Here is a 9,467-nt window from a genome sequence, read left to right on the forward strand (position 1 = left end):
GGCGGTCTTCCGCTCAGCGGGGCAGCCGCCCTGCGACGAGTCGTGCGGCGGTCACCGCCTCGCCGTGTCGCGCGGGGTCGGCGGCCACCTGTTCCGGGATCTCCCCGCTCAGCAGCCCGGCCGGCTGGGTGAGCCAGCCCCAGATCCGCCAGGGATCGGCGCGATGTGCGAGCAGCGGGTCGAGGACGTCGGCGAGGTCGGCGCGCGGCTCGGCGGCGGCGTCGAGCTGGAAGGCGGGGATGAGGGTGGCCAGGTCGGTGGGCACCGCGAGCAGGCGCCGCTCGTTGACCGCGCGCGTGACGGCGAACCGGGTGGCCTGCTCGGTGGCGCCGCGGGCGTCGGCCAGGGAGTCGTAGGTGAACCACGCGGAGTCGAGCAGCGTGCGGCGCACCCGGGCCAGCCGCGCCGCCTGCAGCAGGGCCACGGGGACGCCGTGCGCGGGGTCCTCGCCGTGGGAGCGCAGCTGCCGCTCGAGGTCGGCCAGCTCGCCCTCGCCCATCGGCTCGCCGGTGGCCGGCCGGCTCCAGTGGGCGGCGCCGTCGTGACCGCGCATCAGGCGCAGCAGCCCCGCCTCCTCCAGGTACTCGACCAGTCCCAGCTCGCCCAGCCACCGCGCCAGCCGATCCGCCACCCGCTCCTCGCTCACGGCACCAGCCTGCCCCACGTCGCGCCCACCCGGGGGGTGCGTGCGGTGCGGTGGGCGTCGTCCGGGTTAGCGTGAGCCGCATGTCCGCTGCCGCGCCGCTGTCCGTCGCGATGCGGGAGGGCTCGGCCGCCGCCCACCGCGAGGCCGAGGGCTCGCCGTTCATGGCCCGCCTGGTGGCCGGGGAGCTGCCGGTGGCCGGCTACGTCGCCTACCTGCGCCGGCTGCGCGTCGTCTACGCGGCGCTGGAGGACACCGCCGCCGCCCACGCCGACCTGCCCGGGGTGGCCGCGGTGCGCGATCCCGCCGTCGAGCGGCTGGCCGCGCTCGACGCCGACCTCGCCCACTGGGGCGCGGTCCCCGACGCCGGACCGGGGTCCGGCGGGGCGCCCAGCCACTCCCCGGTGGCCGCGGCCTACGCCGCGCGCATCCGGGCGAGCGTCGCGCCGGTCGGTGCCGCGCCCGCCGGCGCGCGGTTCGTGGCCCACCACTACACCCGCTACCTCGGCGACCTCTCCGGGGGGCAGGCCATCGGCCGTGTGCTCGCCCGGCAGCACGACCTGCCCGACGGGCGCGGCGTGGCCTTCTACGCCTTCGACGACGTGCCGCGGCCCAAGCCCTACAAGGACGCCTACCGGGCGCGGCTCGACGCGCTCGGCGCCTCGTGGCACGACACCGCGCGCGCCGAGGTCGTGGCCGAGGTCGGTGTGGCGTTCGGGCTCAACCAGCGCCTGTTCGCCGAGCTCGGTGAGCTCACTTCCTGCTGAGGGCCTGCTGCGTCGGGCGGGTCCGGTGGTCAGGGCGCGGTCAGGTGGTCTGACCGGCGGCGTCGAGCAGCTGCAGCTGGATGGCGCGCAGCGCGAACTCCAGGGTGTCGGGATCGCGGGTGGCGGGGGACTGCTCGAAGCCGATCAGCACCCACATCGCGGTGCGGGCGAGCCGGTCGCTGAGCACGGCGTCGCGGGTGAGGGCGGTGAAGGCGAAGGCCACGGTGGCGAGCCGCTCGGCGTCCACCTGGGTGACCACGCGCTGCACGTCGGGGTCGGCCCCGCCCCAGGCGCGCAGCGCCCCCTCGGCCTCGTGGGGCAGGTCCACGGCCGCGCGCAGCAGCGTCTCGACCTGCCAGTCGGGGGAGTCGAGGCTCTCCACGAGGTCGCGGATGCGCAGGGTCTGGTCGGCGCGCCAGTACTCCAGCAGTAGCTGCACGAACTCGCGCCAGTTGCCGAAGGAGTGGAAGAACGCCCCCGTGGTGAGGCCCATCCGCGCCACGAGCGCCCGCTGCTTGAGGGCGCCGTAGCCCTCCTCGGCCAGCAGGGCGAGGGCGGCGTCGTAGAAGCGACGCTTCAGCTCGGGCGTCTGGGGGAGAGCGGACACGGGATCCTCGGGGGCGGCGGGTGAACAGGTGTGCTCGACGGCGGTGCGCGACATCGTACGTCGCTCCCGGTGACGGCGGGAGGACTCGCGGGCGCACTCACCCGACCGCATGAGGAGGATGCGTGCGGGGGGCTAGAGTCGCGGCCCGTGAGCGAGGACGACGCGACGCCGGCCTCCCGGGTGCTCGCGGCGGCCCTCACGGCCTTCGCGGCCCAGGGCTACCACGGCACGAGCATCCGCGACCTCGCCGCCGGCGCGGGGCTCTCGGTGCCCGGGGTCTACCACCACTACCCGAGCAAGCAGGAGATCCTGCGGGTCCTCATGGTGCGGACCATGGGCACGCTCACCGCGCGGCTGCAGGAGGCGCTCGACGCCGCCCCGGCCGACGCCGGCGCGCGGTTCGACGCCCTCGTGGCCTCGCTGGTCGGCTTCCACCTGCGTCACGGCGCGGAGTCGTTCGTCGCCTCCAGCGAGCTGCGCTCGCTCACCCCCGAGCACCGCGCGGAGGTGGTGGGTCAGCGCGACGAGGTGCAGCGGATGATCGACGCCGCCGTGGCCGACGGCGTCGCCGCCGGCCTGTTCGCCACCCCGGCGCCGCAGGAGGCGGCCCGCGCCATCTCGGTGCTCGCGATCGGGGTCGCCACCTGGTACCGCCCCGACGGCCCGGGCACGCCCGAGGCAGTGATCGCCCGGCAGTGCGCCCTGGCCCGGGCCCTCGTCCTCGACCGCCGCTGACCCCGGTCGTCGTTCCCGGGTCGTCGTTCCCAGGTCGCCGTCTCCCGTCGCACCACCGGCACCCCTGCGGCGTTGACCCCGGCGATCCCGGGGTGGCACCCTGAGGTCGAACCGAGCGATCGCTCGGTCGGGTTGGAGGAGACCATGGACGTCGAGGAGATCGTGGCGCGCACGCGCACCCTGGTGCGCGAGGTGGTGCTGCCCATCGAGGACGAGTTCGACGGCGACGTCGAGGCGGCCGGCGGGGCCGCGCTGCGCGAGCAGCTCCAGCAGGCGGCCCGGGAGGCCGGCGTCCTCTCGCCCCACGGACCGCGCGACCTCGGCGGCCTGGGCCTCGGCATGGTGGACCGCATCCCGGTGTTCGAGGCCGCCGGGTTCGGCCTGTTCGGGCCGATGGCGCTCAACATCAACGCCCCCGACGAGGGCAACATCCACCTGCTCGACCACGTCGCCTCCCCGGCGCAGCGGGAGCGCTGGCTGCGTCCGCTGGTGGCCGGTGAGATCCGCACCGCCTTCGCGATGACCGAACCCTTCCCCGGCGCCGGCTCCGACCCGTCGATGCTCACCACCACCGCCACGCGGATCGACGGCGGCTGGCGGATCAACGGGCGCAAGCGCTTCATCACCGGCGCCGACGGCGCGCAGATGTACATCACCATGGCCCGCACCCGGGGCGAGGTCGGTCAGGCCGGCGGCGCCACGATGTTCCTCGTGCCCGCCGACCGTCCCGGCGTCACGGTCGACCGGCACCTGCACACCACCGACCGCTCGATGCTCGGCGGCCACTGCGAGATGACCTACACCGACGTCGAGGTGGCCGACGACGAGGTGCTCGGCGGCGTCGACGAGGGGTTCCGCTACGCCCAGGTGCGGCTCGGCCCGGCCCGGATGACCCACGTGATGCGCTGGAGCGGCGCCGCCCGCCGGGCCCACGAGGTCGCGGTGCGCTACGCCGCCGAGCGGGAGGCGTTCGGCGGTCGGCTCGCCGACCTCGGGATGGCCCAGCAGCTGATCGCCGACAACGAGATCGACCTCGCCGCCACGCGTGCGCTGCTGCTCGAGGCGTGCCGCGAGCTCGACGCCGGCGGGCGGGCCTCGGAGTCGACCTCGATCACCAAGACCTTCGCCGCCGAGGCGCTGCACCGGGTGGCCGACCGCGCCACCCAGCTGTGCGGAGGCCTCGGCGTCACCAACGAGTACCCCATCGCTCGGATCGCGCGCGAGATCCGGCCCTTCCGCATCTACGACGGTCCCTCGGAGGTGCACCGCTGGTCGATCGCCAAGCGGGCCACCCGCCGGATCCTGAACGGTCACGGCGCATGAGCACGGCCCCGACCGTGCAGCCGACGGGGCAGCCGACGGGGCAGCCGACGAGGAGTCGGTGATCGAGGAGATCGAGTCCCCGGGTGCCGCGCGCACCGACCGCGAGCAGGACCAGGCCGGTCACCGCGGCTGGTCGCCGCCCACCGGCGCCCCGACGACGCTGGTGCTGGTCCGCCACGGTGTCACGAAGCACACAGCGGCGAAGAAGTTCTCCGGCGGTCTGGGCGGCGACAACCCGCCGCTGAGCGAGGAGGGCCTGGCACAGGCCCGCGCGGCCGCCGACTGGCTGGCCGGCCTCGGTGACCGCGTCGACACCGTGGTCGCCTCGCCCGTGCGCCGCACCCGCGAGACCGCGGAGGTCGTCGCGGACGCGCTCGGGCTGCCGGTCGAGGTGGAGCCGGGGTTCGCAGAGATGGAGTTCGGCGACTGGGACGGCCTGACGTTCGCCGAGGTCGCCGAGCAGGACCCCGAGGGCCTCGACGCCTGGCTGGGCTCGCTGGACGTGCCACCGCCGGGCGGTGAGTCCTTCCGGGAGGTCGAGAGGCGCGTGCTCGGCGGGCTGGACCGGGTGCTCGAGCAGCACCCCGGACGCACCGTCGTCGTCGTCTCCCACGTCACGCCCATCAAGACGCTGGTGGCCCACACCATGGGCGCCCCGCTGGACGCGGTCTTCCGGATGGAGCTCTCGCCGGCCTCGGTCAGCGTCGTGTCGTTCTACCCCGACGACAAGGTGCCCGGCGGGGTGCGTGGCTCGATGCGGCTCTACAACACCCTGCCGCCCGGAAATGGCGCGACGCTGGACCCCGGTCGCTGGTAGGACCCGCGACAGGACCCGCGACAGGCAGGAGCCTCAGAGCTCCTCGACCACCACGTCGAGCTGCGTGCCCTTGGTGGTCGGCTCGCCGACCTCGACCATCCAGCCCAGGTCGCGCAGCGCCTCCGCGAGACGGGTGGGGGAGCCGGGGTTGGCGCCGTCCTCGAGCAGGGCGCGGGTGATGCGGCCCTTGGTGGCCTTGTTGAAGTGGGAGACGACCTTCCGCTTCCCGCCCACCTCGTGCAGCACGCGGACCGTCGCCACCCGCGACGCCAGCTCCGGCCCCGGGCGCCAGAAGGCGGCGTAGGCGGCTGAGCGCAGGTCGACCAGCAGCCCGCCGCCGAGCAGGTCGGTCATGGCCGGGTCGAGGTGGGCGCGCCAGTGGCCGGCCACCGACCCGAGGCCCGGCAGCGTCGTACCTCCCGAGAGGCGGTAGGCGGGGATCCGGTCGCCGGGACGCACCACGCCGAAGACGCTGGAGGTCACCGCGAGCCGGGACGAGGCGCGGCGGCGGGCGGCGGTGGAGAGCGTGGGCGCGTCGAGCGCGTCGTAGACCACGCCGCTGTAGACCGCGTCCGCGCGCGCCGTGGGGGCGTCGGCGAGAGCGGCGTTCAGCGCCACCAGGTCGTGCTGGGTGGCGCCGACCTCGAGGAGCTCCGCGGCCTTCGCGACGTCGCCGGAGCACAGGTCGACGAGCGCGTCGATCACCGCGCGCCTGGCGTCGGTGAGCTCGGGGCAGGTGAGGGCGGCCAGGTCGAGCGGCTTGCCCCGGCGGGGTGCGGTCTTGCCCTCGCTGGGCGGCAGGAGGATCAGCATGGTGCTGGCTATGGTGCCTGCATGACCTCCCACCCCGTCCTGCGGGTCCCGGCCAGCCTCCTGCGCGAGGAGGTACGCCGGTTGCAGACCGAGCTCGAGGTGACCCCGGCCTTCCCGGCCGAGGCCGAGGAGGCGGCGGCGCGCGCGGCGCAGGCCCCCCGGCTGCCGGAGCTGGACCGCACCGACCTGCCCTTCGTGACCATCGACCCCGAGGGGGCGCAGGACCTCGACCAGGCCCTGCACGTCGCCCGTGACGGCGACGGCTGGGTCGTGCACTACGCCATCGCCGACGTCGCGGCCTTCGTCAGCCCGGGGGACCCGGTCGACGTCGAGGCCAACCGCCGTGGCGAGACGCTCTACGGTGCTGAGGGGAAGGTGCCGCTGCACCCGCCCGTGATCAGCGAGGACGCCGCGTCGCTGCTGCCGGACCGGGTGCGCCCGGCGCTGCTGTGGACGATCCGGCTCGGTCCCGACGGGGAGCGGGTGGACGCCGACGTGCGGCGGGCGCTGGTGCGCAGCCGCGAGCAGCTGACCTACGAGGAGGCCCAGCGCCGCGTCGACGCCGGCGAGGGGCCCGAGACGCTGGCCCGCCTCGCGGAGGTCGGCCCGCTCCGGCTGGCCCGCGAGGCCGCTCGCGGGGGTGTCTCGCTGCCGATCCCCGAGCAGGAGGTCGTGGTGGACGGCGGCCGCTGGCACCTCGAGCACCGCGCCCGGCTACCCGTGGAGGACTGGAACGCCCAGGTCTCGCTGCTCACCGGCTACGCCGCGGCCGCGATGATGGTCTACGGCCGGGTCGGCGTGCTGCGCACGCTGCCGCCCGCCGACCCCCGCGACGTGCAGCGCCTGCACCGCACGGCCCGGGCGCTGGGCATCGAGTGGCCCGCCGAGCTGCTCTACCCCGACTTCGTGCGCAGCCTCGACCCCACCCGACCCGAGCACGCCGCGATGGTCGTCGCCTGCACCCGGCTGCTGCGCGGCAGCGGCTACACCGCCTTCGACGGCGAGCTGCCCGAGCAGCCCCTGCACGCCGCGCTCGCCGCGGAGTACGCCCACGTCACCGCGCCGCTGCGGCGCCTGGTGGACCGCTACGCCTCCGAGGTGTGCGTCGCCCTGTGCGCCGGCGACCCGGTGCCCGACTGGGTCCGCGCGGCCCTCCCGGAGCTCCCGGCGACGATGCGCCGCTCCGGACGGGTCGCGTCGGCGTACGAGCGCGGGATCCTGGACCTCGTCGAGGCCGGCGTGCTGCGCGACCGGGTCGGCGAGGTGATGACCGGCGTGGTCGTCGAGGTCGACGAGAAGAAGCCGCACCGCGGGCAGGTCGTGGTGGCCGGACCGGCGGTCGAGGCGCGCATCGAGGGAGAGGCCCCGCTGCCGCTGGGCGAGGAGATCCAGGTGGAGCTCGTCGAGGCCGACGTCGACGACAGGCGCGTTCGTTTCACACCGGCGTGACCGACCGGGCATGATTCACCCTGTCCGGGTCGGGCGCCCTCTCACCCCCCCTGGTGGGCGCTCGGCCCGGACACCTCGCGAGGCGGGGTGCCCGGGGGAGCAGTGCGGATGGGCCGACCTGTAGGCCGGGTTCTGTCCCTCGCCCTCACGGGTCCGGGGGCGACCATCCATCTACGGTCGCCGTTGCCGACGACCTCCAGCGATCTACCCGTGTGCTCGGGCGGGCAGCCCTCGGACGCACACGCGCCACCGAAGTGACTTCTTGACCTTGCTCCAGGTGGGGTTTGCCGAGCCGACCGGGTCACCCCGGCCGCTGGTGGTCTCTTACACCACCGTTTCACCATCACCGTCCCTCCCGATCGCTCGAGAGGGGCGGCTGTCTGTTCTCTGTGGCACTGTCCCGCAGGTTGCCCCGGGTGGGTGTTACCCACCACCTCGCCCTGTGGAGCCCGGACCTTCCTCGGCGCACCCACGAGGAGTGCGACGCGGTCGCCCGGCCGGCCCATCCGCAGGATGCAGGGTAGCGAGGAGGCGGCCGTCAGGGAATCCGGGCGGTGCCCCGGACGTTGACGGGGCATGAGCGAGCACCACTCCGTCCGGGTCCCGCCCGTGTCGGTCCCGGCGCTGCACCAGCCGGCGTCGGCGTACCGCACGGCCCACCAGCTGCTGAGCTCCAGCGCCCCTCGGGAGGCGCTGGAGGTGCTCGAGCCCGCGCTCACCGAGGACCCGGGCAACACCGGGCTGCGCTCGCTGCGGGCCTGGGCGTTCCTCCAGCGCGCGCAGCTGCAGCGCGCCGAGGAGGACCTGCGGGTGCTCGTCGAGGACGCCCCGGACGACGTCTGGGCGCGGCACGCCCTCGGCCGGAGCCTGGAGCGCCAGCACCGCCTCGAGGAGGCGCTGCCGCACCTGCGGCTGGCCGCCGCGATGAGCGGCGAGGTCGACCACGAGGTCGCGGTGCTGCGCGTCGAGCGCCGGCTGGTGGAGACCGGTCAGCGCCCCGACGACAGCCTCACGCCAGACGCGTGACGTCGACCTCGACCCTCATGTCTGCTGTCGAGGCACCGGAGTAGATCCCGCGCAGCGGCGGTACGTCGTCGTGGTCGCGCCCGGCGCCGATCGAGACGTAGCGGTCGTCGGGGGCGGCGTCGCAGGTCGGGTCGTACGCCGTCCAGCCGTCGTCCCACCACTCGACCCAGGCGTGCGCCTCGCTCGGGACGGGGGTGCCGATGGCCGGGTCGGCGTCGGGGTGGCGGTAGCCCGCGACGAACCGCGCGGGGATGCCGATCGAGCGCAGCCCGCCGATGACCAGGTGCACGACGTCCTGGCAGACCCCGGCGCGCTGCTGCCAGGCCTCGGCGGCGTGGGACTGCGCGTGCTCGGAGCGGGGCAGGTGCTCGACCTGGTCGTGGACCAACGCGCAGACCGCCCGCGCGGCCTGGCCGGGCAGGTCGGCGTCGGCGGCCAGCTGCTTGACCCGGGTGGCGAAGTCGTGCGGCGGGGTCACCAGGACGGGGAGCACGAGGTCCTCGGTCCACCGGTCGGCGACCTCGCGGGTGCCCATGTCGGCCCAGGTGAGCGTGGGCTCGGCCAGCGGAGCCCGGTGCGTCTGGACCGTCGAGGTGGCCGCGACGACGAGGGCGTCGTGGGGGTCGACGACCTCGAAGGCGGTGACGACGGCGCCGAAGTAGTCGCGGTACTCGTAGAACCACGGCTTGGGGGAGACCTCGACCCGGCTGTGCACGACGATCTGCTCGCTCGTGGTGACCGGGGTCAGCCGCGCCTGGTTGTAGGAGGCGGTGGCCTTCCCGTCGTAGGTGAAGGTGGTGGTGTGGTTGATCCGCAGCTGCATCAGTGGGTCACCCCGGTCCAGCTCATGGCCTCGGCCCCGGCGAAGTAGCGACGGGTCACGGCCTCGGTCGCCAGCGCGCAGGTGCGCTGCAGGCGCTCCATCTCGGTGGGCAGGTCGGTCATCAGCTCCGACAGCGAGCGGTACTCCAGCTCCGCGCGCATCCGGCCCAGCAGCCGCTGGGCCTCGTTCTGGAAGCCGGCACGCGGGTCGGAGGACTCCAGGTTGACCAGGCACTGCTCGGCCCGGTTGAGGGAGAAGACCACCGAGCGCGGGAAGAGCCGGTCGAGCATGAGGAACTCCGCGGCGCCCCGCTCGGTCTCCAGGCCGCGGTAGGTGCGGAGGAACGCCTCGTGGGCACCGCAGGCGCGCAGCGTGGTCGTCCACGGGGCGTCGCTGCCGGCGCTGAGCGACGCGGTCGCGACCAGTCGCGAGGTCATGTCGGCCCGCTCGACGCAGCGGCCCAG

The 9,467-nt window shown here is 74.9% G+C and carries 11 protein-coding genes and 1 other RNA gene; 6 read left to right on the plus strand and 6 right to left on the minus strand.

Annotated features, from left to right (window positions below; genetic code table 11):
* Window positions 1-13: 13 nt before the first annotated feature.
* Window positions 14-646 carry a hypothetical protein gene (locus ACERUJ_RS01700; RefSeq protein WP_370246703.1) on the minus strand — a complete coding sequence of 211 codons (633 nt, stop codon included), beginning with the start codon at window positions 644-646 and terminating at the stop codon, window positions 14-16.
* An 80-nt stretch (window positions 647-726) separates the two neighbouring features.
* Here ACERUJ_RS01700 and ACERUJ_RS01705 point away from each other — a divergent pair, with 80 nt between their 5' ends.
* A complete protein-coding gene (locus ACERUJ_RS01705) occupies window positions 727-1,410 on the plus strand; it encodes a heme oxygenase (biliverdin-producing) (protein WP_370246704.1) in 684 nt (227 codons plus the stop codon).
* 40 nt (window positions 1,411-1,450) lie between these two features.
* Here the strand turns inward: ACERUJ_RS01705 and ACERUJ_RS01710 are convergent, their stop codons facing one another.
* A complete protein-coding gene (locus tag ACERUJ_RS01710) occupies window positions 1,451-2,017 on the minus strand; it encodes a TetR/AcrR family transcriptional regulator (protein WP_370246705.1) in 567 nt (188 codons plus the stop codon).
* Between the two features lie 147 nt (window positions 2,018-2,164).
* Between ACERUJ_RS01710 and ACERUJ_RS01715 the strand changes: the two genes are divergently transcribed.
* From ACERUJ_RS01715 to ACERUJ_RS01725, 3 genes are all read left to right on the plus strand, one after another.
* A complete protein-coding gene (locus ACERUJ_RS01715; protein ID WP_370246706.1) occupies window positions 2,165-2,752 on the plus strand; it encodes a TetR/AcrR family transcriptional regulator in 588 nt (195 codons plus the stop codon).
* A 144-nt stretch (window positions 2,753-2,896) separates the two neighbouring features.
* Complete coding sequence (locus tag ACERUJ_RS01720) at window positions 2,897-4,075, plus strand: acyl-CoA dehydrogenase family protein (protein WP_370246707.1); 1,179 nt, start codon at window positions 2,897-2,899, stop codon at window positions 4,073-4,075.
* A gap of 58 nt (window positions 4,076-4,133) precedes the next feature.
* Window positions 4,134-4,892: a histidine phosphatase family protein gene (locus ACERUJ_RS01725; RefSeq protein WP_370246708.1), complete on the plus strand. Its 759-nt coding sequence runs from the start codon at window positions 4,134-4,136 to the stop codon at window positions 4,890-4,892.
* A gap of 33 nt (window positions 4,893-4,925) precedes the next feature.
* Here the strand turns inward: ACERUJ_RS01725 and yaaA are convergent, their stop codons facing one another.
* A complete protein-coding gene (yaaA, locus tag ACERUJ_RS01730; protein ID WP_370037813.1) occupies window positions 4,926-5,705 on the minus strand; it encodes a peroxide stress protein YaaA in 780 nt (259 codons plus the stop codon).
* Window positions 5,706-5,726: 21 nt separating this feature from the next.
* Between yaaA and ACERUJ_RS01735 the strand changes: the two genes are divergently transcribed.
* Window positions 5,727-7,154, plus strand: coding sequence for an RNB domain-containing ribonuclease (locus ACERUJ_RS01735; protein WP_370246709.1), 1,428 nt, complete (start codon window positions 5,727-5,729; stop codon window positions 7,152-7,154).
* Between the two features lie 105 nt (window positions 7,155-7,259).
* Here ACERUJ_RS01735 and rnpB read toward each other — a convergent pair.
* Window positions 7,260-7,659: RNase P RNA component class A (gene rnpB / locus ACERUJ_RS01740), an RNA gene on the minus strand.
* 71 nt (window positions 7,660-7,730) lie between these two features.
* Here rnpB and ACERUJ_RS01745 point away from each other — a divergent pair.
* Window positions 7,731-8,180, plus strand: coding sequence for a M48 family metallopeptidase (locus ACERUJ_RS01745; protein ID WP_300388680.1), 450 nt, complete (start codon window positions 7,731-7,733; stop codon window positions 8,178-8,180).
* Here the strand turns inward: ACERUJ_RS01745 and ACERUJ_RS01750 are convergent.
* Window positions 8,164-9,003, minus strand: coding sequence for a transglutaminase N-terminal domain-containing protein (locus ACERUJ_RS01750; protein ID WP_370246710.1), 840 nt, complete (start codon window positions 9,001-9,003; stop codon window positions 8,164-8,166). The genes ACERUJ_RS01745 and ACERUJ_RS01750 overlap by 17 nt on opposite strands.
* A partial coding sequence (locus tag ACERUJ_RS01755; RefSeq protein WP_370246711.1) for an alpha-E domain-containing protein occupies window positions 9,003-9,467 on the minus strand: 465 nt, incomplete at its 5' end. The genes ACERUJ_RS01755 and ACERUJ_RS01750, both read right to left, overlap by 1 nt.

The sequence above is a fragment of the Nocardioides sp. genome, from assembly GCF_964228225.1.
Taxonomy (GTDB): domain Bacteria; phylum Actinomycetota; class Actinomycetes; order Propionibacteriales; family Nocardioidaceae; genus Nocardioides.